The following is a 23570-nucleotide window of genomic DNA, read 5'->3' as shown; positions in this document are numbered from 1 at the left end:
GAGACCCGATGGGGCTGACATGGCCAACGCCACCGACCACCTCTGGATGCATTTCACCCGGATGGCCAGCTACTCCGCCGGCGAGGTACCGACGATCGTGCGCGGCGAGGGCGCCTACGTCTGGGACTCGCAGGGCCGCCGCTACCTGGACGGACTCGCCGGGCTCTTCGTCGTCAACGCCGGGCACGGTCGGACCGAACTCGCCGAGGCGGCCGCCAAGCAGGCCGCCGAACTGGCCTACTTCCCGCTCTGGTCGTACGCCCACCCGAAGGCCGTCGAGCTGGCCGAGAAGGTCGCCTCGCTGACCCCCGGCGACCTGAACCGGGTCTTCTTCACCACCGGCGGCTCCGAGGCCGTCGAGGCGGCGTGGAAGCTGGCCCGGGCCTACTTCAAGCGCACCGGCCAGCCGAACAAGCACAAGGTGGTCAGCCGCTACATCGCGTACCACGGCACCTCGATGGGCGCGCTGTCGATCACCGGCCTGCCGGGCATCAAGTCCGACTTCGAGCCGCTGGTCCCCGGCGGCATCAAGGTGCCGAACACCAACTTCTACCGCGCCCCGGAGCACGGCGACTCCCCCGAGGCGTTCGGCCGCTGGGCCGCCGAGGAGATCGGCCGCGCCATCGAGCGGGAAGGGCCGGACACGGTCGCCGCGGTCTTCCTGGAGCCGGTGCAGAACTCCGGCGGCTGCTTCCCGCCGCCGCCGGGATACTTCGAGCGGGTCCGGGAGATCTGCGACGCGTACGACGTGCTGCTCGTCTCCGACGAGGTGATCTGCTCCTGGGGCCGGCTCGGCGAATACTTCGGCGCCACCCGGTACGGCTACCAGCCCGACATCATCACCACCGCCAAGGGCATCACCTCCGGCTACGCTCCGCTCGGCGCGATGATCGCCAGCGAGCGGCTGATGGAGCCGTTCCTCACCGAGACCGGCATGTTCGCCCACGGGGTGACCTTCGGCGGCCACCCGGTCTCCTGCGCGGTGGCCCTGGCAAACCTGGAGGTCTTCGCCCGCGAGGACCTGGTCGGGCACGTCCGGGCCAACGAGGACGCGTTCCGGTCCACCCTGGAGAAGCTCAACGACCTGCCGATCGTCGGGGACGTCCGCGGTGACGGCTACTTCTACGGCATCGAACTGGTCAAGGACAAGGCGACCCGGGAGACCTTCGACGAGGCCGAGTCGGAACGACTGCTGCGCGGCTTCCTCTCCAGCGCGCTCTTCCAGGCCGGGCTCTACTGCCGCGCCGACGACCGGGGCGACCCGGTGGTGCAGCTCGCCCCGCCGCTGATCGCCGAGCAGCAGCAGTTCGACGAGATCGAGCAGATCCTGCGCGCCGTGCTGACCGAGGCATGGGCGCGCCTCTGACCGCCGGCTCGGGGTCGGACGGGGCCGGGACTCGCGACCGCGCGGACCGGCCCCGCCCCACGGCCGCCGGCGGGGACGGCGCGAACCGGGCCGCCGTCGGCGGCACCGACCGGACCCGGGTACGCCGGCTGCCCGGCCTCGCCGTCCACGACCGGGCGGCCCTGCACGCCGTCCTCGACGCCGGCCGGGTCGCCCACCTCGCCATCGCCGACGGCGTCCAGCCGTACGCGCTGCCCGTCGCGTACGCCCGGAACGGGCAGCGGGTGCTGGTGCACGGCTCCACCGGCAGCCGCCTCTTCCGGCACCTCGCCGCCGGCGCCCCGGCCTGCCTCACGGTCACCCTGCTCGACGGGCTGGTGCTGGCCCGCAGCGCCTTCGAGTCCTCGATGAACTACCGGTGCGCCATGGTGCTCGGCCGCCTCGCCGTGCTCGACGGCGCCGAGAAGCTGGCCGCCCTGGAACGGCTCTCCGAGCACCTGCTGCCCGGCCGCTGGGCGCGGATCCGGCCACCCTCGGCGAAGGAACTGGCCGCCACGCTGGTGCTCGCCCTGCCGCTCGACGAGTGCTCGGTGAAGATCAGTGCCGGGCCGCCCGACGACCCCGAGGACGACCTCGACCGGCCGGTCTGGGCCGGGGTGGTGCCGGTCGTCGAGGCGTACGGGACCCCGCAGCCCGATCCGCGGCTGCGGCACGACCTGCCCCCGCCGGAGTGGTGATGCGCTACCAGGACCTGTCGTACTGGCTGTCCAGCGTGGACGAGCCGCTGACGCCGCGCCCCGGGCTGCCCGGCGACACCGACGCCGACGTGGTGCTCGTCGGGGCCGGCTACACCGGGCTGTGGACGGCGTACTACCTGGCGGCGGCCGACCCGTCGCTGCGGATCGTGGTGCTGGAGCAGGAGATCGCCGGGTACGGCGCCTCGGGGCGCAACGGCGGCTGGTGCTCGGCCCTCCTGCCCACCTCACTGCCCGCGCTGACCCGCCGGCACGGCCGCGACCGGGCGCTCGCCATGCAACGGGCCATGCACGAGACGGTCCGCGAGATCGGCCGGGTGGTCGCCGCCGAGGGGATCGACTGTGACTGGCGGGCCGCCGGCACCGTGGTGCTGGCCCGCACGGAGGTCCAGCTCGACCGGGCCCGGGCCGCCGTCGCCGAGGCCCGCGAGCACGGACTGGCCGACGACGACCTGGTGCTGCTCGACGCCGCCGCGGCCACCGCACGCTGCCGGGCCGAGGGGGTACTCGGCGGCACGTACACCCCGCACTGCGCCGCGGTCCACCCGGCGAAGCTGGTCCGCGGGCTGGCCCGGGCGGTGGAACGCCGGGGCGTACGGATCTTCGAGCGGACCCGGGTCACGGCGGTGCGCCCCGGCGCGGCGGTGACCCCCGCGGGGGTGGTCCGGGCGCCGGTGGTGGTCCGCGCGACGGAGGGATTCACCCCCGGGTTGCCGGGGCAGCGGCGGGCCGTCGCGCCGGTCTACTCGTTGATGGTGGCCACCGAGCCGCTCCCGGCAGAAACCTGGGCGAAGATCGGGCTGGCCGAGCGGGAGACCTTCTCCGACTTCCGGCACGTCATCATCTACGGCCAGCGCACCGCCGACGGCCGGCTCGCCTTCGGCGGGCGGGGCGCCCCCTACCACTTCGGCTCCCGGGTCCGCCCCGACTATGACCGGGAGCCCCGGGTCTTCGCGGCGCTGCGCCGGGTGCTGGGCGAACTCTTCCCGGTGCTCGGGCCGGCGGCGCCGATCAGCCACACCTGGGGCGGGCCGCTCGGCGTCGCCCGGGACTGGACCGCCTCGGTGGGGCTGGACCGGGCGACCGGCCTCGCCTGGGCCGGCGGCTACGTCGGCGACGGCGTCGGCACCAGCAACCTCGCCGGCCGTACCCTGGCCGACCTGATCCGGGGCGAGGCGAGCGAGCTGACCGAACTCCCCTGGGTCAACCACCGCTCCCCGCGTTGGGAGCCCGAGCCGCTGCGCTGGCTCGCCGTGAACGCCGGCCTCAAGCTCATGTTCTCCGCCGACGAGGCCGAACTCCGCACCGGCCGCCCGTCCCGCCGCGCCGCCGCCTTCTCCCGCCTCCTCGGCCACTGACCCTCCACCCCGCCCCTCCCCCACCCCGCCCGAGCTCGTTGACCATGAGGTTGGCGGCATTCTCCGTCACTGCCGCCAACCTCATGATCAACGGCGCGGCGGGAGGGACCAGGGCATACGCAGGGGGTCGCGGGGCGGGGTCAGTGGGTGGGGGGGATGACGCGGAGGTGGCCGCGGCGGCCGGTCTGCTGGGGGCCCCGGGCCACCGCCTGGTCGTCCTGTGGGGGGCGGGGCGGGGCGGGGCGGGCAGCCTCGCGGACCGCCTCGGCCAGCGCGACCAGGTCGTCGGTGGTGGGCGGCGGCGGCTCGAACTCGCCCTCGTGCCGGACCACGTCCCAGCCGCGCGGAGCGGTCAGATTCCGGGCGTGCGGCTCGCAGAGGTCGTACGTGTGCGGCTCGGCGAAGGCCGCCAGCGGCCCCACCACAGCCGTCGACTCGTTGTAGACATAGGTCAATGTGGCGACCGCTTGCCGGGGGCAGCCGTTACGGGAGCAGCGCCGTGGTGACCTCACGGCGGCAGGGTATCTCCATTACCGGCTCCGGCGCACCGCTTCGCGTTGCGACACGCCCGTATTGGTGATCACAATTCGTCCGATCGGATCACCGGCACGCCGCACCAGCGACGCAACGGCGGGCCAGCCGGTGGTGCGGGCTACCCTGTGCGTCATGACGAGTCCGGAAAACCGCCGCCCCGGCTCCGGCCGGCGCACCCACCGCGACCGCCACGGCCGCGGGCTGCGGGGGCGGCTGGTGCCGGCCACCGTACCGCTGGCCCGGACCAAGGCCGAGGTCTTCGACGACCTGGTGCTGGACACGGTCGAGACCCTCGAACGGCGGTTCGCCAAGGAACTGGCCGGCGTCGAGTTCGCGGTCGAGGACGTCCCACCGGACCTGAACGTCTACGACTCGGACGTGCTGGAGGACGGCGAGGTCCCGCTGGCCCGCCTGCTGCCCGGGCGCCCCGGCCGGCAGGAGGTGCCACCCCGGATCGTGCTCTACCGGCGCCCGCTGGAGTTCCGCGCCATGGATCGCGAGGACCTCGCGGATCTCGTGCACGACGTGATCATCGAGCAGGTGGCGAACCTGCTCGGGGTCGACCCCGACGAGTTGGCCTGAGCCGCACCCACGTTGTGCCGCACCCCGGCCGGCCCCCACCGGCCGAGCTGTCGGTCCGAGCCGGGCGGCCCCCACCGCCCAGGCCCGGTACGCGTCAGGCGGCGACCCGCCGCTTCAGCTTCCGCCGCTCCCGCTCGGAGAGCCCGCCCCAGATCCCGAACCGCTCGTCGTGCCCCAGGGCGTACTCCAGGCACTCCGTCTTGACTTCACACCGCGAGCAGATTCGCTTCGCCTCGCGGGTCGAGCCGCCCTTCTCGGGGAAGAACGCCTCCGGGTCGGTCTGCGAGCAGAGCGCCCGCTCCTGCCACTCCGGCGCGTTTCCGAGCAGGTCGGCCACCTCGAGCTGGCCGTCCATCAGATGCCTCCTTGTCGCGCACCGGCGTCATCGCCGCTGCAACCCCCCACGCGAAAGGCGTGCTTGTCCGTCCGGTCGCAATTTGTTGCGTTCCGTGCGAACAACCCCATTCAAATTACACGCGTGTAATGCGTGCGCCGTCAAGCCGAACTTGATAATGGAGTCGCCCTCCCGACACGTTCCGGTCGGCCATCTCAGCCGTCCGGGCCTCGCAACCTGCCCTATCGATTCAGACCCCGGACGAGTAACGCCTTCTCCGGCGAGTTGTCCGAAGTTTTCTGCCGCGGCGTACCGGAGTGGACACCGACGGAGGCCCCCGGCGGAGGCTCCGGCGGGCCGTACCCGGGCGGCCGTCGCGACACCGTCCAAGATCAGCATTCTGGTGCGCAAAGATAACGCGGCTCCCGCCGTATCGCCCGTCGAGCCCGGAATCGCCGACCGCGCCCCGTCCAGATGGTGGACGGAACGCGACGGCGAACGGGACCCGGACGATCAGCCCGGCCCCGCCGTTGCGCTGGTCGGCCGGACGAACTCGGCGATCCCGCCGCCGGTGACGAAGATCCCGCCGGCCGACGTCCGGTCGTCCCACCAGACGGTACAGAGACCCGCCTCCAGTACCGGGTCGACGGCACTGTGGAACACCCCGTCGCGGATGTGACGCTCCCACACCCCCGAGAGGGTGCCGCGACCCGAACCGGTCGGCCCGGCTGCCACGTCGGTGGCGCCGAGCCCGGAGTGACCGCGGCCACCGCCGCGTCCCGGGGTGAACGCCTGACCCACCAACGGCACGGGCAGCGACACGGCCCGCTCGGAACGCCCGACGAACTGGGCGAACCGCTTGCCCTTCGAGGGGCGGGCAGCCTGTTCCAGAGGTCCATCCTGGACATCGGCACGGCAGCCGCGTTCCTGCTGTTCAGCGACGAGATCGGTCCGGTGTGGTAAAGAAAGCTGCTCGGAATCGTGATCTCGGTGGTGAATTCGAAACGACAGGTGACATCCGGATAACGTCGCCGTCGTTGTCGATGTGAATCCCGTTCCGGACGTCGTCGCCGAACTCGAAGAAGTTCGGGCCACCCGCCGCCGGCATCGACTGGTACGGCCGCCGGGCGGAAAAGGTTCGACGTCAGGCGCCGGCGTGACCGTACGCCGTCGTCCGCTTGCGGGCCGGCCGTCCCGCCGCCGCGGCGATCGCCTTGAGTTGCTCCTCCGTACGGGCCGAGCCGTTGCCCGAGCCGGCCATCCGGGAGATGGTCTCCTCCATCAGCGTGCCGCCCAGGTCGTTGCAGCCGCCCTGGAGCATCGCCACGGTGCCCTCGTCACCCAGCTTCACCCAGGAGCACTGGATGTTGCCGATCCGGCCGTGCAGCAGCAGTCGGGCCATCGCGTGCACCGCCCGGTTCTCCCGCCAGGTCGGGCCGGGGCGGGCGATGCCGGCAAGATAGATCGGCGCGTTGGTGTGCACGAACGGCAACGCGACGAACTCGGTGAACCCGCCGGTGCGGTCCTGCACGCCGGCCAGCACCCGGAAGTGGGCGAGCCACTGGCCCGGGTGGTCGACGTGGCCGTACATCATCGTGGAGCTGGACCGGATGCCCAGCTCGTGGGCGGTGCTCACCACCTCGACCCAGGCGGCGGCCGGCAGCTTGCCCTTGGTGAGCACCCAGCGCACCTCGTCGTCGAGGATCTCGGCGGCGGTGCCGGGGATGGTGTCCAGGCCGGCCTCGCGGAGCTGGAGCAGCCACTCCTTCACCGGTACGCCGGCCTTCGCGGCGGCGGTCACGATCTCCATCGGGGAGAAGGCGTGCACGTGCATTCCCGGCACCCGGGCCTTGATCGCCCGCACGATGTCGGCGTACCCGGTGACCGGCAGCTTCGGGTCGATCCCGCCCTGCAGGCAGACCTCGCTGGCGCCGGCCGCCCACGCCTCCTCGGCCCGGTCGGCCACCTGGTCGACGGAGAGCCGGTACGCGTCGGCGTCCCGCTCCCGTTGCGCGAAGGCGCAGAACCGGCAGCCGACGTAGCAGACGTTGCTGAAGTTGATGTTGCGGTTGACCACGTACGTGACGTCGTCGCCGACCGCGTCCCGGCGGACGTCGTCCGCGATCCGGCACAACTCGTCCAGCGCCGGCCCGTCCGCGCCGAACAGCGCCAGCGCCTTCGCCTCGTGCCCTGGATCGAGCAACGCCGCCGGGTCGTCGGCGGCCAGTCGCAGGCCCGCGCGCAGGTCGTGGTCGCTCGATCCGCCCGTCGGTACGCTGACCCTGCCCGCGACCGCCGACCAGTCGCCGTAGACGCTGTCGAAGTCGCCACGCCGGTCCCCGGTCCGCCCGGTGGTGTCGATGGTGGCGTGCAGGTCGGTACGCCCACCGAACACCTCCTCCGGCTCCTGCCAGGGGCGGCCGACCAGGCGGGCCGCCTCGACGGCGAGCCCGGTCGCCGGGTCCGCGAGGGCGGTGACATGCGGCAACAGGCGCGGATCCAGCCACGGGTCGCCGGCCCGGACGTACTCCGGATAGATGGTCAGCCGCTCGCGCAGGGTGAAGCCGGCCTGCGCGGTCTGCCGGGCCAGCTCGTCAAGGTGCGGCCAGGGTCGCTCCGGGTTGACGTGGTCCGGGGTGACCGGCGAGACCCCGCCCCAGTCGTCGATGCCGGCGCGCAGCAGCAGCGCGTACTCGCCCTCGATGAGGTTCGGCGGGGCCTGGATGCGCGCCTTCGGGCCGAGCAACACCCGGGCCACCGCCACCGTGGCGGCCAGGTCGTGCAGCTCCGCGTCGGGCATGCCGCGCATCGCGGTGTCCGGCTTGGCGCGGAAGTTCTGCACGATCACCTCCTGGAGGTGGCCGTACTCCCGCATGGCCCGGCGGATCGCGAAGAGGGCGTCGACCCGCTCGGCCAGGGTCTCCCCGATGCCGATGAGGATGCCGGTGGTGAACGGCACGCCGACCCGGCCGGCGTCGTCGAGCACCCGGAGCCGGACCGCCGGCTCCTTGTCCGGCGAGCCGTAGTGCGGGCCGCCCGGCTCCGACCAGAGTCGCGTCGCGGTGGTCTCCAGCATCATGCCCATGCTCGGCGCGACCGGCTTCAGCCGTTGCAGCTCCGACCAGGAGAGCACGCCCGGGTTGAGGTGTGGCAGCAGGCCGGTCTCCTCCAGCACCGCCACCGCGCAGGCCCGCAGGTAGTCGAGCGTGGAACCGTAGCCGCGCTCGTCCAGCCACTGCCGGGCCGCCGGCCAGCGCTCCTCGGGGCGGTCGCCGAGGGTGAACAGGGCCTCCTTGCAGCCCTGCGCCGCGCCCTCCCGGGCGATCGCCAGCACCTCGTCCTTCTCCAGGTACGCGGACGGGAGCCGGTGCGGCACCGTGGCGAACGTGCAGTAGTGGCAGCGGTCCCGGCAGAGCCGGGTCAGCGGGATGAAGACCTTCTTGGAGAAGGTGACGACCCCGGGGCGGCCGGCCTCCCGCAGCCCCGCGTCGCGTACCTCGCCGGCGATCCGGAGCAACTCGTCCAGCGCCTCGCCGCGCGCGGTGAGCAGGGCGCTCGCCTCGTCGACGTCCAGCGCCCGGCCGGTCGCGGCCCGGCCCAGGGCCCGCCGGACGCTCGCCTCGATGGGGACGGACCCGGTGCGATCAACCATCCGTCCACCCTATGCGCTGCCCATCCACCGTTACCTGTCAGTGCGCTCTAGCGACTGATCGGCATGTCCCGCCTTGCGGTGGGAGGTCCCGGTCTTATCCGCCTGAGCGGGGCCGGGTTGACGCTTCATGGCCACCGGCCCGCCGGGGCGGGTCTTATGGTCGGCTCCACGTCCTGCCACCGGGCCACTCCCGGCGGTGGTTGCCTCACGCGCGAGCGCGGCGAGGTTACGCGCGGCGTTCAGGTCCCGATCGAGGGCCAAGCCGCAAGAGTCGCAGAGGTAGGTTCGGACACGCAGCGGCAGCTTGGCTTTCACCGCGCCACAGTCCGAACAGGTTTTGCTGGAGGGATACCAGCGGTCGGCCACGATCCGCCGGCCGCCGTTGCGTTCAGCCTTGTACGCCACCTGTCGGCGGATCTCACCGAAGCCGGCGTCCGCGACCTGCCGGGCTAGCCGCCGGTTGCGCAGCATGCCGGCCACGTTGAGGTCTTCGACCACGATCGTGCCGTACTCGCTGGCGAGGCGGGTGGTGAGCTTGTGCAGGCCGTCACGGCGCAGGTTCGCCACCCGCGCATGCGCTCGAGCGACCTGCTGGCGGGCGCGTTCCCACCGATTCGAGGGCCGCCGGCCGGTGCGCCGCTCCGGCCCGACGCGCCGGGACATCTGCCGGCCAGACGCCGCATCCGCTGGGCCGCCTCGTCCAGGTGCCAGGGGTTGGGCACCATCTCGCCGGTGGACAGCACCGCCAGGTGGGTGATCCCCACATCGACGCCGACCACCGCCTGCGGGCGCGTCGGGATGCGCTCGGCCCGCTCGACCTCGACGCAGAACGCGACATGCCACCGCCCGCCGTCACGGCGCACCGTCGCGGACAGGATCCGAGCCCTGCCCGCCTCCAAACGGCGGGCGAGCTTGCGGGTCGACTCGTGCAGCTTCAGCCGGCCCAGCCGGGGCAGCACCACATGCTTGCGGTCCGGCTCCACCCGGATCGCGCCGGTGGTGAACCGGACGCTGGGGGTGGCGCGACGGCGGGACTTGAACCGCGGAAACCCCACCCGCCGCCCAGCCCGCTTACCCGTACGCGAGTCCGACCAGTTCTTCAAACCGCGCGCCAGGTTGTCCAGGCCGGTGTTGTACGCCTCCTTGGAGCACTCAGCCCACCACGGCGCCACATCCGACTTGGCCGCGTTCCACGCCTTCCGCAACTTGGGGAGACTCCATCCGACCGCCGGAGTCCGCAGTTCATCGGGCGTGCCGTAGGAGCGTTCGGCGGCGCGCTGGTCCATGACCGCCTTCACCCTGGCCAGGCCCCAGTTGTACGCCACCCTGGCCGCGCCCGCATGCGCCAGCACCGCCCGCTCCTGAGACGGCGTCAGGTCCAGAGCGAACCGGTACGCCTGTATCGCCTTCACGACGGCGGGTCCTGTGCGGTGGCAGCCTCGACCGCCCGGCGCGCCCGATCCGCCCCAGCCCGACGGCCGTAAAGACGCACGCACAACAAGGTCAAAATCTCCCTGACGTCCCGGACCAGGTCGTCGTCGACCTCCGCCGGATCGACCACCAACAGCTTGCGGCCCTGCGCGGCCAGCGCCGCCTCGACGTACTCGGCACCGAAGCGGGCGAACCTGTCCCGGTGTTCCACGACAATGGTCGTCACCGTCGCGTCGCGCAGCAGGGCGAGAAACTTTTTGCGGTGCCCGCTCAGCGCGGATCCAACCTCGGTCACCACCTGCGACACCGACAGGTTCCGCCCGGTCGCCCACGTGACAACCCGAGCGACCTGCCGGTCAAGGTCAGCGCGCCGGTCGGCGGACGACACCCCGGCGTACACCACCACCCGCCCGGCACCAGCCGAGGCAGCAGGCAACGGCTCACCCACCATGATCAGTCGGCCCAGCCGGAAAGTAGGAACGGGCAGCGTCCCAGCCGCGTACTGCCGCCGCGCGGTGACATACGCGAAGCCCCACGCCGTGCCCGCGTCCGATGGACGCCGTCGGCTCCGTCGGCGCCGTGGCCGCCGACTCACGGAAAGGGTGGCCGCCCGGCGTGGGGCGGCCACCCTTTCCGTGAGAGTGCTGACCGTGATCTCGAGCGGTCAGCGCGGGTGGTTCGGGTCGTCCCGGTCGAAGCGCTGGGTACGGTCGCTGTCCGGTGTGGTCGGTTGGCCGGGCTCGGCCGGCTGGCGCGGGATGGCCTGGGTCGGGTCCGCCGACGGCGGCTGACCGAAGGGCGGCGCCGGGTGCGCGGCCGGGTGCGGGGCCCCGAACGGCGGCGCGGACTGCGGGGCGTGCGGCGGGGCGGTGTTGAACGGCGGCGCCGACTGCGGCTGGCCCGGCTGGCCCGGCGGCGGGTAGCCACCGGGCTGGTTCGCCGGCCCGCCGGGCGCGTACCCGCCCGGGACGGGGTAGCCACCCGGCTGGCCGGGCGCGGGGTAACCGCCCGGCTGGCCCGGCGCGGGGTAACCGCCCGGCTGGCCCGGCGCGGAGTAACCGCCCGGCTGGCCCGGCGCCGGGTAGCCGGCCGGCGGCTGCGGCCAGCCCGGCTGCGGCTGCCCGTACACGCCGGGCTGCGGCTTCGGCCGGGGGACGTAGTAGACGGTGCGCCAGACCTTGAAGACCACGAAGGCGGCGACACCGAAGATCGCCACCCAGGCCAGCCGGGTCAGCAGGCCGAGGAAGGCATCCATCACCTCGGCCTCGGCGAGCCGGCCGACCAGCCAGACCAGGAACGTCAGCGCGCCGAAGAACGCGGCGAGGGCGTACTCGCCGAGGGCCGCCTGCGTGATCAGTTTGGCCTTGGGCAGCGCCGGCCGCACGTGGGTGGCGAGCAGGACGGCCAACACCGGCAGCACGGCCGACTCGACGCCGACGAAGATGAAGAAGGCGCTCCCCGCCCGACCGGTGAAGGTGCTGTAGCCGTCCATCGGCACCAGCAGGCGCAGCAGGCCGACGAAAAGCAGCACGGCGTTGGCGCCGAGCAGGACGAGCGCGGCCAGTTCGCGCAGTGGCTTGGTCAACTGGCTGGCCTGCGTGGCGTCGCCGGACGCGGGCTCGGCGGGGCTGGTCACGAACTCCCCCTGGGGACGAAAACGGACAGGTGCCGACGTGAGCCTAACCTGCTTCCTACTGGTTGCTCATAGTCGAGCGGTTCGGACGGTTCGCTTCCAGTTCCCGCACCGTCCCCCGGCCACTGGCCGGGCGACGGCGGCGCGTAGGGAAGGATGGAGCCATGCGCATCGTGGTACTGACCGGCGGGATCGGGGGCGCGCGGTTCCTGCTCGGGGTCCGGGCGTACGCCCGGGAGGTGGGGGCCGAGGTGACCGCCGTGGTCAACGTCGGCGACGATCTGCTGCTGCACGGGCTGAAGGTCTGCCCCGACCTGGACAGTGTGATGTACACGCTGGGTGGCGGCGCCGACCCGGAGCGGGGCTGGGGCCGGGTGGGCGAGACCTGGACGGTCAAGTCCGAGTTGGCCGCGTACGGCGCGGAGCCCGCCTGGTTCGGCCTGGGCGACAAGGACATCGCTACCCACCTGGTCCGGACGACGATGCTCAACGCCGGCTACCCGCTGTCCGCCGTGACGGCCGCGCTGGCCACCCGGTGGGAGCCGGGGCTGACCCTGCTGCCGGCCACCGACGACCGGCTGGAGACCCACGTCGTCGTCGACGGGGACCAGGGTCAGCGGGCGATCCACTTCCAGGAGTGGTGGGTGCGGTACCGGGCGGACATCCCGACGCAGCGGTTCGTGTTCGTGGGCGCGGATACGGCGAAGCCGGCGCCGGGTGTGCTGGAGGCGGTCGGCTCCGCCGACGTGGTGCTGATCGCGCCGAGCAACCCGGTGGTGAGCATCGCCCCGATCCTGGCCGTACCGGGTCTGCGCGACGCGGTGACCGACGGGCCGGCCCCGGTGGTCGGCGTGTCCCCGATCATCGGCGGCGCGCCGGTACGCGGCATGGCCGACCGCTGCCTCGCTGTGCTCGGCGTGGAGTGCAGCGCGGCCGGGGTGGGCGGCCTCTACGGTGGCCGGTCGGCGGGCGGCCTGCTCGACGGCTGGCTGGTGGCGCCCGAGGACGAGGGGACGCTGGTGCCGGACGCGTCCGTCCGGTCGGCACCGCTGCGGATGATCGACGAGGCGGCGACGGCGGCGATGGTCCGGGCCGCGTTGGAGTTGGTGTGAGACTGGAGATCCTGCCCGTGCTGGGCATCGGCGACGTGACCGAGGGCGACGACCTGGCGGCGATGATCGCCACTGCGGCGCCGTGGCTGCGCGACGGGGACGTGCTGGTGGTGACCAGCAAGATCGTGTCGAAGGCGGAGGGCCGGCTGGTCGACGTGCCGGCGGACGGGCCCGACCGGCTCGCCGCGCGGGACGAGGTGCTCGCGGCGGAGACCGCACGGGTGGTGGCGGCGCGGGGTGCCACCCGGATCGTGCAGACCCACCACGGGTTCGTGATGGCCTCCGCCGGCATCGACGCCTCGAACGTGGACAAGACCCGGCTGGTGCTGCTGCCCCGGGATCCGGACGCGTCCGCCCGCGCGCTGCGGGCCGCGCTACGCGACCAGTACCACCTGGACGTGGCGGTCATCATCAGCGACACCATGGGCCGGCCGTGGCGCAACGGCCTGACCGACGTGGCGCTCGGCGTGGCCGGGATGCCGGCGATCCGCGACCACCGGGGGGAGATCGACCCGTACGGCAACGAGCTCCAGCTGACCCAGATGGCGGTGGTGGACGAGCTGGCCGCCGCCGGTGAGCTGATCAAGGGCAAGTGCGACCAGGTACCGGTCGCGGTCGTCCGCGGCTACCTGGGGGTGGCGGGGGCCGACGACGGCGAGGGTGCCCGGGTGCTGGTCCGGGAGGCCGCCCTGGACCTCTTCTCGCTGGGCACCGCCGAGGCGAAGGCGGCCGGGCTGCGCGAGGCCGCGCTCCTCGCCGACGGCCCGGGCCGGTCGCCGGCCGACCCGGCCGCCGTCGACCGGGCGATCGCCGCGGTCGCCGGGGTGGTCGCGCCCGGCACGGTCTTCACCCAGGTCACCGATGCCGAGGCACGCGCCGGCATGGTCGCCGGCGTGCCCGGCTGGCCCGCGCACGCGAGCGGGCTCGTGCTCGGGGCGCCGCCGGCCCCGGTCGACCAGGGCGCCCTGGTGCGCTTCGGTGCCGACCTGCAGCGCCTGCGGACCGCGCTGGCCGCGGAGGGCATCTCCTCGGCGGTGTTCCCGCCGCCGGCAGGCAGCACCGCCAGCGCCGCCGTGGCCCTCTGACCACACTCGGGCCCCGTCCCCACTCGCCGACCCGGCCGGGCCCTGATGTCGCGCCACGTCGCCGATCCGGCGGGGTCCGGATCCCGCCGACCCCGCCACCTCGCCGACCTGGCGGCAGCCAACCGGCCCGGCGCAGTGGGTCAGGCGTCCAGGACGGCGCGGCCGAGCGGGGTCAGGGTGTGCAGCACGGTGTTGCGGTCACGGTGGCTGACCAGCAGTCCGGCGTTGCGCAGCACGCTGGTGTGCTGGCTGGCCGCGGCGGCGGAGATGCGCAGCCGGCGGGCCATCTCGCCGGTGGTGCATCCCTCGTCGGCGGCTTCCAGCACGGCGGCGCGGGTGCGGCCGAGCAGGGCGGCCAGGGCCTCCCGGCTGGCGCCGTCGGCGTCCCGCCGGGCATCGAGCCCGGGCGCCGGGGTGAGCCCGCCGAGCCGGTCGACCGGATAGACCAGCACCGGCGGCAGCGCCGGGTCGACCAGCGCGACCGGGATGCGCGCGCAGAAGAACGACGGGACCAGCAGCAACCCCCGGCCGTCCAGGTGCAGTTCCCGGGTGTCCGGATAGTCGAGGACCTCGAGCACCCGGTCCGCCCACCGCATGCTGGGCCGGAGGCTGGCCAGCAGCCCTTCGGCCCCGCCGTCGAGCATCGCCCGGGCCCGCCGTGCCCGGTCCGCCTCCACGGCGGCCTGGATCCGGGACCAGTACGGGGTGACCGCGAGTTCCTGGTAGCGGGCCATCGAGCCGGTGAGGTGGCGCAGCACCTCGGGTTCGCCCCGGGCCAGCCCGGCGGCCGGGGCGGGCAGGACGTTCTCCTCGGCCAGCCGGGTCAGGTCCCGGTGCAGCATGTCGACCGGGGTGCCCCGGACCGCTTCCAGCCCCGCCGCCAGGCCGTCCTTGCTGGCGTAGGGGGTGAGGAAGTCGGGGAAGTAGCCACGGGGTGGGTTGAGGGCCAGGAGGAGACGGAAGCGTTCCCCGGCGCTCTCCTCCATCCGAAGGGTGTCGGCCACGGTGCGTCGCCATGGCGTCAGCAGCGGGTCACGCCCGCGACCCTGGAGCAGGTGCAGGCTGAGGACCAGTTCCCAGACCGGGTCTGCGGCGGGTGCCACCCTGGTCCGCAGGATGTCCTCGCTCGAGAAGATGATCTTCAGCATGGAGCGCTCCCGGGGGCGGACAGAGGGAGAGCCCGCCACCAGTGGCACTGTACCCGGCGGCACTATTCTCCATCTTTAAGCGTGGGCTGAAAAACCTCGACGTCGACGGGGCCGGTTGGGCATGCTTCCCTTGCCCATCCGGCTTGGGACGGTGGTTGCACCCACCCGGGGCTCGGGGAGACGGACGACCGGACGGCATCACGAGGGTCTGCGGCGGGTTCTCCGCAGAGATGCCATCCGGTCGTCCGACCCGGCCCGGTCGTCTCAGTCGATCCAGAGCGCCACCCGGTGGTCCTCGTCCGTCACGTAGTAGCAGCGCCCGTCCACCTCGGCCAGCCCCTCCACGTGGTGGAACGGCGCCAGCTCGGCCACCAGCTTTCCCGCCACCCGCGCGTCCGGCGTGACGTCCCACCGGAACCGGACGTGCCGCGAGGTCACCGCACCACCGTGCGGGTGATCGTCCAACAGCACCGAACCCTTGCCCAACGCGTCGATCGACCCGATGACCGCCGCGTACCCGCCGTCCGGGGTGGGGGTGACGGCCCGGAAGCCGGTCAGCGCGCCCGGCGGGGTCACCCCGGTCAGGGCGTACGCCCCGACGGCCCGGGGCCAGCCCGGTTGGGCGCCGAACATGTCGGGCACCCCGGCCAGCTCGACCAGGATCGGTTCCCCCTCGGCGGTGACCGGGAAACGCAACCCGAGCAGCACCGTCCCGGCCGGCGTGAACGCGGCGGCCTCGACGTTGAGCGGCACGTCGTCCGCGGCGAGCCGGCGCACCCAGCTCTTGGCCCGGGCGGTGCCCCGGGCCAGGGTCTCCACGATGAACCGGTGCCGGACCCGGTCGCCCGGCGGCAGCGGGGTCAGCGGGGCCGCGGCCAGGGCGTCGTTGACCGCCCGGTGCAGCCGGAACTGGTTGCGGACCACGTGCACCGGCAGTGTCCCGTAGGCGGCGTCCTCCTCGCGGAACCGGGCCACGAACGCGCGGCGGGGCCGCAGCGGGCCGGCCTTCGACCCGAAGTGCGAGCCGAAGACGTACACCCAGCCGTCGTGGTGGGCGAGGGCCTCGCCGTCCTCGGTGCGGCCGTTCTCCCGACCGGCGTCGGCGGCCACGTGATGCGCCACCCACTCGCCGTCGTGGCGTTCCACCAGCAGGGCCAGGCAGCGCTCCACCGGGCCCTCGTCCAGCACCGTCCAGAAACCCCGGCGGGCGCCGTGGGCGCGCAGCAGCGCCGGGGAGCGTACCGGCAACAGGTCGCTGGCCTCGTTGCCGGCCACGACGAACTCGACGAGTCGCAGGGTCACCGGGCCAGGGTACGAAGACCACGCTCGTAGAGTGTCGGAGTGCCCGAGACCCGCACCGACCTCCCGACGTACGCCGACCTGCACGCCGACGCCACCGCGCTGCTGAGCCGCTGGACGCCGACCAGCCCGGCGGCCGCCCTGGCCCGGGACCGGACCCTGGAGCTGCTGTCCGCCGGGCCGGTGGCGATGAGCCGCGCCCACCGGGCCGGGCACGTCACCGCGAGCGCCCTGGTGCTCGACCACACCGGCGCGCGAGTGCTGCTCTGCCTGCACGGCAAGTTCCGCAAATGGGTACAGCTCGGCGGGCACTGCGAACCCGGCGACCCGACCCTGGCCGCCGCCGCGCTGCGCGAGGCCGGCGAGGAGTCCGGGATCGCCGGGCTGACGGTCGACCCGGAGCCGATCGACGTGGACATTCACCCGGTCGCCTGCCAGGGCGGGTCACTGCACTACGACGTCCGGTTCGCCGTGCTCGCCCCGCCGGGGGCGACCGAGCGGGTCAGCGACGAGTCCGAGGCGCTGGGCTGGTTCCCGCCGGACCGCCTGCCCGAGCCGCTGGCCGACGGGACCGTCCAGCTCGTCGCGCCGGCCCTCGCCGCCCTGGCCCGCCGCGCCGCCGGCTGACCCGGCGGCCCGGCGGGGGCGCACAACCCGGTCAGACCAGGCCCTCCTCGCCGCGCTCCTTCAGCTCGTCGACCAGCTTCTTCACGTCCTGGGCCCGGTCCCGCGGGCAGACCAGCAGCGCGTCCGGGGTGTCCACCACGATCAGGTCGCGGAGGCCGAGGGCGGCCACCAGCCGGCCGGAGTGCGGCACCACCACCAGGCCGCTGCTGTCCCGCAGCAGGACTTCCGGCTTGGCGTCGGCGCCCAGCACCACGTTGCCGTCCGCGTCGGCGGGCAGCACGTCGCCGAGGGTGTGGAAGTCGCCGACGTCGTTCCAGCCGAAGTCACCGGGTACGGTGGCCACCCGCCCGGCGGTCGCCGCGCCCTCCATCACCGCGTAGTCGACGGAGATCTTCGGCAGGGTCGGCCAGACGGTGCCGAGGACGTCGTCCTGCTCCGGAGTCCCCCACGCCGCCGCGATCGCGACGATCCCCGCGTGCAGGGCCGGCTGCTGCCGGGCCAGTTCGGCCAGGAAGACGTCCACCCGCCAGACGAACATGCTGGCGTTCCAGAGGTGCCGGCCGGAGCGGACGTATCCCTCGGCCACCTCGGCGGCGGGCTTCTCCTTGAACTCGAGCACCGGACGCAGCGGACCGTCGCCCGTCGGCTCGCCGGTCTCCAGGTAGCCGTAGCCGGTCTCCGGCCGGGTCGGGGTGATGCCCACCGTCATCAGCAGCCCCTGCTCGGCGCCGCGGATCGCCTGGCGTACGGTCTCGGCCCACGACGCGGCGTCGCCGATCAGGTGGTCGGCGGCGAACGAGCCCATCACCGCCGTCGGCTCGCGCTCCGCGATCACGGCCGCCGCCAGCGCGATCGCCGCACACGAGTCGCGCGGCGAGGGCTCGACCAGGATGTTCTCCTCCGGCAGGCCAGCCAGTTGCCGGGCCACCGCCGCGACGTGCGCGGCCCCGGTGACCACCAGCGTGCACTCGGGTGTGGTCAACGGCGACAGTCGGTCCACCGTCGCCTGGAGCAGCGAGGCCGGGGTACCGGTCAGCGGGTGGAGGAACTTGGGATGGCCGGCCCGGGACAGCGGCCACAATCTTGTGCCACTGCCTCCCGCCGGGATGACGGCGTAGAACATCAGCACATCATGCCCGAACCACCACGGCACGGACGCCACGTCGGGCGGACGAGCATCCGACAGGTCAGGCCCGGGCCCGGCTCCACGCCGCGATGTGCACCTCCGCGCTGGACTCCCAGGTGAACTCCTTCGCCCGGTCGAAACCGGCCTTCGCCAGGGAGAGCCGGCGCTGCTCGTCGTCCAGCAGGGCGGTCAGGTCGGTGGCGATCTGGTCCGGGTCCTCGCTGGTGTACGCGACCGCGTCGCCACCCACCTCGGGCAGGGAGAGCCGCGGCGTGGTCAGCACCGGCGCGGCACACGCCATCGCCTCCAGGATCGGCAGCCCGAACCCCTCGCCGTACGACGGGTAGGCGGCGACCAGCGCGCCGCCGAGGAAGCCGGGCAGGTCGGCGTAGCGGAGGTAGCCCGGGCGGAGCAGCCGCAGGTGCGACGGAACCTCGGCCACCGCGCGGTCGATGTCGTCGTCATGCCCCTGGCCACCGGCGATGACCAGCGCCGGCGGGTTGTCCCGGTCGGCCACCGCGCGGGCCCAGCCCCGGATCAGGTTGGGTACGTTCTTGCGCGGCTCCTTGGCCCCGAGGAACGCGACGTAGCTGCTGCTGCCCAACCCGAGGCGCGCGCGGACGCGGGCCTTCTCCTCCTCGCTCGGGGCGTGGAAGGCGGCCTGGTCGACCCCGTGGTAGGCCACGTCGATCCGGGTCGGGTCGGCGTCCAGCAGGCGGATCAGCTCGTCCCGGGTGGCCTTGCTCGGCACGATCACCCGGTCGGCGCGGCGCAGCGACGTCTTGATGGCGCTGCGGAAGAACGTCCGCCGGGACTTGTCGTAGTGCTCCGGCTCGGTGAAGAAGGTCGCGTCGTGCACGGTGACCGTCACCGGGCAGCCGGCCCGCAGCGGGCAGGTGTAGAAGGGCGAGTGCAGCACCTCCGCCGCCACCTGCTGGGCCAGCAGCGGCAGGCCGGTCTGCTCCCAGGCGAGCCGGGCCGGGCGGTGCGCGACCGCCGCCGGGGCGGGGATGACCTCGGCCCCGGGCAGCATCCGGGTGTAGCGCTCCAGGTCGGTGCGGAGGCTCACCACGACCAGATCCACGCCGGAGCCGCAGACCCGGCCGAGGGCGCCGAGCAGACCGTCGACGTATCTACCGACGCCGCCACGGTCGGCGGGGACACTCGTGGCGTCGATGAGCACGCGGGGCGGGCGACCGGCGGTCACGGGGCGACTCCTCAGGCTGTCGGCTGTGGGGAACAACACTGTCGGCAAGCCTACGCCGGGCCCGGGTCCCGGCGGTGACTGCGACCCGACGGTACGCCGACTTGTCCCTGCCATCGAGTACGGCCACCGGCGCGTATCGTTCGCGACGATGGCCGACAATATTGCCCGGGTCTTCGCCGACGCGATCGCGACCGACCCCACGCGCCCCCTGCTGACCTGGTACGACGACGCCACCGGCGAGCGCACCGAGCTGTCCGGGGCGACCTTGGCGAACTGGGTGGCCAAGACGGCCAACCTGCTCGTCGACGAGGTGGCCCTCGCCCCCGGCGACCCGGCGGCCGTGCTGCTGCCCCCGCACTGGCAGACCGCCGCCGTGCTGCTCGGCTGCTGGTCGGCGAAGCTGACCGTGGTCGACGCCCCGGGTGCCGTGGACGTGCTCTTCGCCGCGGCGGACCGGGTCGACGAGGCGGCTGCCTGGTCGGCCGGCGAGCGGTACGCGCTCGCGCTCGACCCGTTCGCCCTGCCGATGCGGCAGGTGCCGCCGGGCTTCGCCGACTTCGTGTCGGCGGTACGCGGCCACGGCGACCACTTCACGCCGTACCCACAGGGTGGCGACGGGGACGCGGAGCTGCTGGCCCGCGCGGAGGCCCGGGGCGCGGAGCTCTGCCTCACCCCGGGCGACCGGCTGCTGGTCGACACCGGGCGGCACCCCGACCCGGTCGACTGGCTCCTCGCCCCGCTGGCCGCCGGCGCCAGCCTGGTCCTCTGCGGCAACCTCGACCCCGCCCGCCTCGACTCGCGCACCGCCGCGGAGAAGGTAACCCGCAGCCTCGCCTGAGCGGGGGCGCTCCCCGGCCGGCACGCACCGTCAGGCGGGGGCGGACTCGTCGGTGTGGGCGCGGCGCTGGGCGAAGGCCGCGAATGCGGTCAGCGACTCCGGGTTGGCCAGGGCGCCCTTGGCCGCGGCGTGGTCGACCGGGGTGCCGGTGAGGATCTTCTTGACCGGCACCTCCAGCTTCTTCGCCGAGAGCGTGCGCGGGACCGCCCGGACCTGGTGGATCTCGTCCGGGACGTGCCGGGGCGACAGGGCGGTCCGCAGCTCGCGGCAGATCTTCTTCCGCAGCTCGTCGTCCAGCTCCAGCCCCTGGTCCAGCACCACGAAGAGCAGCAGCTCACCCGCCCCACCCTGGTCGTCCTCGAGGTGCACCACCACCGAGTCGACCACCTCGTCCAGCCCCTCGACCACGGAGTAGAACTCGGCGGTGCCGAGGCGTACACCGCCCCGGTTCAGGGTGGCGTCCGAGCGCCCGGTGATCACGCAACCGCCCCGCTCGTTGACGGTGATCCAGTCGCCGTGCCGCCAGACGCCCGGGTAGACCTCGAAATACGCCTCCCGGTAGCGGGTGCCCTCCGGGTCGTTCCAGAAGCCCACCGGCATGCTCGGCATCGGCGCGGTGATGACCAGCTCGCCCAGCTCCCCGATGACCGGGGTGCCGTCTGCGGAGCGGGCCTCGACCTTCGCGCCGAGCGCCCGGCAGCCGATCTCCCCGGCGTGCACCGGCAGCAGCGGCACGCCCCCGACGAAACCGGTGCAGACGTCCGTGCCGCCGGACAGCGACTGGAGCTGGAGCCGGTCACCGACGTTCTCGTACACCCACGTGAAGCCCTCGGCGGGCAGCGGCGCGCCGGTCGAGCCGAGACCGCGCAGCGCGGCGAGGTCGGCGATCTCCTTCGGGACCAGGCCGGCCTTGCGGCAGGCCAGCAGGAACGGCGCGGAGGTGCCGAAGTAGGTGGTGCCGGTCTGCTCCGCCAGCCGCCAGAGCGCGCCCAGGTCCGGGTGGCCCGGGTTGCCGTCGAACAGCACGATGGTCGCGCCCACCGCCGGGCCGGAGACCAGGAAGTTCCACATCATCCAGCCGGTGGTGGTGAACCAGAAGAACCGGTCCGCCGGGCCCAGGTCGTGGTGCAGGGCCAGCATCTTCAGATGCTCCAGCAGGATGCCGCCGTGGCCGTGCACGATCGGCTTCGGCAGGCCGGTGGTGCCGGAGGAGTAGAGCACGTAGAGCGGGTGGTCGAAGGGCACCGGGGTGAAGGTCAACGGCTCGTCGGTTTCCGCCGCCAGCTCCGCCCAGGAGATCCCGCCCGCTGGCGCGGCCTTCATTCGGTCCGGAGCGCCGCCTAGCGGCGCGGAGGCCGAATTATGGCCGCCAGCGCCGGCCGGGTCGAGGTACGCGATGCCGACGGTGTGCTCCAGCGACGGCAGCGCGGCCCGGATGGCGGCCACCTCGCCCCGCCGGTCCACCGGCTTGTCGCCGTACCGGTAGCCGTCCACGGCGACCAGGACCTTCGGCTCGATCTGCCGCCACCGGTCGGTGACGCTGCGGGTGCCGAACTCCGGCGCGCAGGAGGAGAAGATCGCGCCCAGGCTGGCGGTGGCGAGCAGCAGCACGAAGGTCTCCGGGATGTTCGGCGCGTACGCCGCCACCCGGTCGCCCTGGCCGACGCCGAGCCGGCGCAGCCCGGCCGCCACCCGGCGGACCCGCTCGCGCAGCTCCGCGGCGGTCAGCGTCTCCGGCGCGCGGGTCTGCCCGTGCGCGATCACCACCGGGTCGTCGTCCCCCCGGCCCGGCATCCGCAGCACGTTCTCGGCGTAGTTGAGCGTCACGCCGGGGAACCAGCGGGCGCCCGGCATGGCCGGGTCGGTGAGCGTGGCGGTCGGCGGGGTGTGCGCCACCACCTCGAAGTAGTCCCAGATCGACCGCCAGAAGGCGTCGAGGTCCGTCACCGACCAGTGCCACAGCGCGTCGTAGTCGGCGAACTCCAGCCCCCGGTGCTCGGCCAGCCAGCGCAGGTAGTCGCCGATCCGGGACCGCTCGCGCACGTCGGCCGGCGGCGTCCACAGCACGTCACCCACTGCTCCACCCTCCCTGAGGCCCCGTCACGACACTGTGCATGGGCCGTGGCGCCATCTTGCCCTACCCAGCGTCGCTATTCTCCGCACCGGGTGCCGGTCAGGGGGCGTGCCCGCCCCACATCTCCACCCGTCCGACAGTGTGGCTGGGCGGGGAGGCGTCCCGCCAACGCCGCGCACGGTGGCGGGACGCTCGGTGCCTTCTCAGCCGGCTCGGTGGGCCTGGATCGCCCGGCGGCGGGCCAGCCGGTGGGCGCGGCGGATCTCCGCCTCCCGGTAGCGGCGCTCGTCCTCCGGGGTCTCCGGCAGCACCGGCCGGACCGGGCGCGGTGCGCCGCCCACGTCCACCCCGACGAAGACCAGGTATGCCGTGGCGACCGGGACCGGCTCGTCCTCGGCCGAGTCCCAGCGCTCGGCGACCACCTTCACCCCGACTTCCATCGAGGTGTGCCCGGTCCAGTTGACCTGGGCGTGCGCGTGCACCAGGTCGCCCACCCGGACGGGCTCCGAGAAGACGATCTCGTCGATCGAGGCGGTGACCGCGGTGCCACCGCTGTGCCGGGCCGCGGCGGCCCCGGCCACGTCGTCGACGAACTTCATCAGTACCCCACCGTGCACGGTCCCGTACAGATTGACATCGACTGCGGTCATGATCCGGCTGAGCGTGACCCGCGAATACGAGGTCGGCTTGCCCACCGGCCCGGTGGAGGGGTGATCTGTCATGCCGGAAACGGTACGGTGCGCGGATGCGACATCTCTGGAGCTTCCTCGCCGGGTTGGTGGTGGCGCCCGTCACCTGGGTGCTCGTCACCCTCGGTCAGGACGGGTCTGCAGGCACCGTGCACCGCTGGGTGGAGATCGGCACCTACAGCACGCCCAACCTGATCGAGCCGGCCGTGTATCTCGGCGTCGCCGGCATCCTGCTCGGCCTGCTCGGCACGCTGCGCTTCTCGCCGCTCGGTCCGCTCGTGGCCGGGCTGCTGCTGGTCATCCCGTACCTCGGGATGTTCGTCGCGCCATTCACCGTCCGGGACCGGATCCCCGAGGGCTGGAAGATGCTCGGGGACCCGCTGCCACTGCGTCAGCCGGTGGAGAACGGCACGCTGTTCCTGATCGGCATGCTGCTGCTGATGGCCGTGCTCAGCGGGCAGCGCTGGCGGCAGTGGCCCGGGCGGCCGGCGGCCGAGGCGGAGCTGACCCCGGCCGACGAGCCGATCGAGCAGACCCAGTCGTTCAGCGCCTGGCCCCCGGCCGACACGGCGGACACCGCCCCGCTGACGCTGGGTTACCCCGATGCCACCCCCACCGACCCCCTGCCCCGCCGCACCGCCGGCGAGTCGCCGTGGTCCGCGCCGCCGCGGGCGACCGGCCGACCGGAGGGCACCACCGAGACCCGTTGAGCACCGCGGGCGGGTCGGGGTCCCGGCCCGC

22 protein-coding genes and 2 pseudogenes are annotated in these 23570 nt (G+C 73.5%); 10 read left to right on the top strand and 14 right to left on the bottom strand.

Annotation, left to right across the window (positions count from 1 at the left end; translation table 11 throughout):
- The first annotated feature begins 19 nt into the window (after nucleotides 1-19).
- From ACFYM6_RS08345 to ACFYM6_RS08335, 3 genes are read left to right on the top strand one after another with little or no spacing between them, the layout of a single operon-like run.
- On the top strand, nucleotides 20-1366 hold the full coding sequence (locus ACFYM6_RS08345) for an aspartate aminotransferase family protein (RefSeq protein ID WP_387273462.1): 1347 nt from the start codon (nucleotides 20-22) through the stop codon (nucleotides 1364-1366).
- Nucleotides 1351-2082, top strand: a complete 732-nt coding sequence (locus ACFYM6_RS08340) for a pyridoxamine 5'-phosphate oxidase family protein (protein WP_387273460.1) — start codon at nucleotides 1351-1353, stop codon at nucleotides 2080-2082. Before ACFYM6_RS08345 ends, ACFYM6_RS08340 begins: the two co-directional genes overlap by 16 nt.
- A complete protein-coding gene (locus tag ACFYM6_RS08335; protein WP_387273458.1) occupies nucleotides 2082-3458 on the top strand; it encodes an NAD(P)/FAD-dependent oxidoreductase in 1377 nt (458 codons plus the stop codon). Before ACFYM6_RS08340 ends, ACFYM6_RS08335 begins: the two co-directional genes overlap by 1 nt.
- A 140-nt stretch (nucleotides 3459-3598) precedes the next feature.
- Here ACFYM6_RS08335 and ACFYM6_RS08330 read toward each other — a convergent pair whose 3' ends face one another.
- Nucleotides 3599-3970, bottom strand: coding sequence for a DUF3499 domain-containing protein (locus ACFYM6_RS08330; protein WP_387273456.1), 372 nt, complete (start codon nucleotides 3968-3970; stop codon nucleotides 3599-3601).
- 154 nt (nucleotides 3971-4124) lie between these two features.
- Here ACFYM6_RS08330 and ACFYM6_RS08325 point away from each other — a divergent pair, with 154 nt between their 5' ends.
- Complete coding sequence (locus tag ACFYM6_RS08325) at nucleotides 4125-4574, top strand: metallopeptidase family protein (RefSeq protein ID WP_091260118.1); 450 nt, start codon at nucleotides 4125-4127, stop codon at nucleotides 4572-4574.
- Between the two features lie 94 nt (nucleotides 4575-4668).
- On the opposite strand, the gene ACFYM6_RS08320 is transcribed toward ACFYM6_RS08325, so the two are convergent.
- Nucleotides 4669-4929, bottom strand: a complete 261-nt coding sequence (locus tag ACFYM6_RS08320; protein ID WP_013284161.1) for a WhiB family transcriptional regulator — start codon at nucleotides 4927-4929, stop codon at nucleotides 4669-4671.
- 492 nt (nucleotides 4930-5421) lie between these two features.
- Nucleotides 5422-5598, bottom strand: coding sequence for a hypothetical protein (locus ACFYM6_RS08315; protein WP_387273454.1), 177 nt, complete (start codon nucleotides 5596-5598; stop codon nucleotides 5422-5424).
- Nucleotides 5599-5664: 66 nt separating this feature from the next.
- Here ACFYM6_RS08315 and ACFYM6_RS08310 point away from each other — a divergent pair, with 66 nt between their 5' ends.
- A complete protein-coding gene (locus ACFYM6_RS08310) occupies nucleotides 5665-5871 on the top strand; it encodes a hypothetical protein (protein WP_387273452.1) in 207 nt (68 codons plus the stop codon).
- Nucleotides 5872-6052: 181 nt separating this feature from the next.
- Here ACFYM6_RS08310 and ACFYM6_RS08305 read toward each other — a convergent pair whose 3' ends face one another.
- The 5 genes and pseudogenes from ACFYM6_RS08305 to ACFYM6_RS08285 all read right to left on the bottom strand — a co-directional run bounded on the left by ACFYM6_RS08305 (nucleotide 6053) and on the right by ACFYM6_RS08285 (nucleotide 11627).
- Nucleotides 6053-8560 (bottom strand): bifunctional FO biosynthesis protein CofGH, encoded by a 2508-nt coding sequence (locus ACFYM6_RS08305; protein WP_387273450.1) that lies wholly within the window; start codon nucleotides 8558-8560, stop codon nucleotides 6053-6055.
- A gap of 30 nt (nucleotides 8561-8590) precedes the next feature.
- The gene (locus tag ACFYM6_RS08300) at nucleotides 8591-9223 is read right to left on the bottom strand and encodes an RNA-guided endonuclease TnpB family protein (RefSeq protein ID WP_387273448.1); all 633 of its coding nucleotides are present in this window, start codon (nucleotides 9221-9223) and stop codon (nucleotides 8591-8593) included.
- A gap of 65 nt (nucleotides 9224-9288) precedes the next feature.
- A pseudogene (locus tag ACFYM6_RS08295) lies at nucleotides 9289-9912 on the bottom strand (IS607 family element RNA-guided endonuclease TnpB); the annotation flags it as partial.
- Nucleotides 9913-9968: 56 nt separating this feature from the next.
- Nucleotides 9969-10523: pseudogene (locus ACFYM6_RS08290) on the bottom strand (IS607 family transposase); the annotation flags it as partial.
- Between the two features lie 132 nt (nucleotides 10524-10655).
- Entirely contained in the window at nucleotides 10656-11627 is a 972-nt protein-coding gene (locus ACFYM6_RS08285; RefSeq protein WP_387273446.1) for a hypothetical protein, read from the bottom strand.
- A gap of 161 nt (nucleotides 11628-11788) precedes the next feature.
- Here ACFYM6_RS08285 and cofD point away from each other — a divergent pair, with 161 nt between their 5' ends.
- Nucleotides 11789-12736 carry a 2-phospho-L-lactate transferase gene (gene cofD / locus ACFYM6_RS08280; RefSeq protein WP_387273445.1) on the top strand — a complete coding sequence of 316 codons (948 nt, stop codon included), beginning with the start codon at nucleotides 11789-11791 and terminating at the stop codon, nucleotides 12734-12736.
- The gene (locus tag ACFYM6_RS08275) at nucleotides 12733-13821 is read left to right on the top strand and encodes a coenzyme F420-0:L-glutamate ligase (RefSeq protein ID WP_387273443.1); all 1089 of its coding nucleotides are present in this window, start codon (nucleotides 12733-12735) and stop codon (nucleotides 13819-13821) included. Before cofD ends, ACFYM6_RS08275 begins: the two co-directional genes overlap by 4 nt.
- Before the next feature lie 140 nt (nucleotides 13822-13961).
- Here the strand turns inward: ACFYM6_RS08275 and ACFYM6_RS08270 are convergent, their stop codons facing one another.
- Nucleotides 13962-14969, bottom strand: coding sequence for an ArsR/SmtB family transcription factor (locus tag ACFYM6_RS08270; RefSeq protein ID WP_387273441.1), 1008 nt, complete (start codon nucleotides 14967-14969; stop codon nucleotides 13962-13964).
- 264 nt (nucleotides 14970-15233) lie between these two features.
- Nucleotides 15234-16271 (bottom strand): hypothetical protein, encoded by a 1038-nt coding sequence (locus ACFYM6_RS08265; protein WP_387273439.1) that lies wholly within the window; start codon nucleotides 16269-16271, stop codon nucleotides 15234-15236.
- A 39-nt stretch (nucleotides 16272-16310) separates the two neighbouring features.
- Between ACFYM6_RS08265 and ACFYM6_RS08260 the strand changes: the two genes are divergently transcribed.
- Nucleotides 16311-16895, top strand: coding sequence for an NUDIX hydrolase (locus tag ACFYM6_RS08260; RefSeq protein WP_387273437.1), 585 nt, complete (start codon nucleotides 16311-16313; stop codon nucleotides 16893-16895).
- A 31-nt stretch (nucleotides 16896-16926) separates the two neighbouring features.
- Here the strand turns inward: ACFYM6_RS08260 and ACFYM6_RS08255 are convergent, their stop codons facing one another.
- Both ACFYM6_RS08255 and ACFYM6_RS08250 read right to left on the bottom strand, forming a co-directional pair.
- Nucleotides 16927-18018, bottom strand: a complete 1092-nt coding sequence (locus ACFYM6_RS08255; protein ID WP_357436518.1) for a sugar phosphate nucleotidyltransferase — start codon at nucleotides 18016-18018, stop codon at nucleotides 16927-16929.
- Nucleotides 18019-18082: 64 nt separating this feature from the next.
- Nucleotides 18083-19228: a glycosyltransferase family 1 protein gene (locus ACFYM6_RS08250; protein WP_357436516.1), complete on the bottom strand. Its 1146-nt coding sequence runs from the start codon at nucleotides 19226-19228 to the stop codon at nucleotides 18083-18085.
- A gap of 148 nt (nucleotides 19229-19376) precedes the next feature.
- Here ACFYM6_RS08250 and ACFYM6_RS08245 point away from each other — a divergent pair, with 148 nt between their 5' ends.
- Nucleotides 19377-20066 carry a TIGR03089 family protein gene (locus tag ACFYM6_RS08245; protein ID WP_387273434.1) on the top strand — a complete coding sequence of 230 codons (690 nt, stop codon included), beginning with the start codon at nucleotides 19377-19379 and terminating at the stop codon, nucleotides 20064-20066.
- Between the two features lie 30 nt (nucleotides 20067-20096).
- Here ACFYM6_RS08245 and ACFYM6_RS08240 read toward each other — a convergent pair whose 3' ends face one another.
- The gene (locus ACFYM6_RS08240; protein ID WP_387273433.1) at nucleotides 20097-22142 is read right to left on the bottom strand and encodes an acetoacetate--CoA ligase; all 2046 of its coding nucleotides are present in this window, start codon (nucleotides 22140-22142) and stop codon (nucleotides 20097-20099) included.
- A gap of 201 nt (nucleotides 22143-22343) precedes the next feature.
- Nucleotides 22344-22862 (bottom strand): acyl-CoA thioesterase, encoded by a 519-nt coding sequence (locus tag ACFYM6_RS08235; protein WP_073832844.1) that lies wholly within the window; start codon nucleotides 22860-22862, stop codon nucleotides 22344-22346.
- Between the two features lie 23 nt (nucleotides 22863-22885).
- Between ACFYM6_RS08235 and ACFYM6_RS08230 the strand changes: the two genes are divergently transcribed.
- Nucleotides 22886-23539 carry a hypothetical protein gene (locus tag ACFYM6_RS08230; RefSeq protein WP_387273431.1) on the top strand — a complete coding sequence of 218 codons (654 nt, stop codon included), beginning with the start codon at nucleotides 22886-22888 and terminating at the stop codon, nucleotides 23537-23539.
- Nucleotides 23540-23570 lie beyond the last annotated feature (31 nt).

This window comes from Micromonospora sp. NPDC006431 (assembly GCF_042870725.1).
Taxonomy (GTDB): domain Bacteria; phylum Actinomycetota; class Actinomycetes; order Mycobacteriales; family Micromonosporaceae; genus Micromonospora.
Note: the sequence above shows the minus strand (reverse complement) of the source record. Positions and strands in the feature narration are given on the sequence as shown.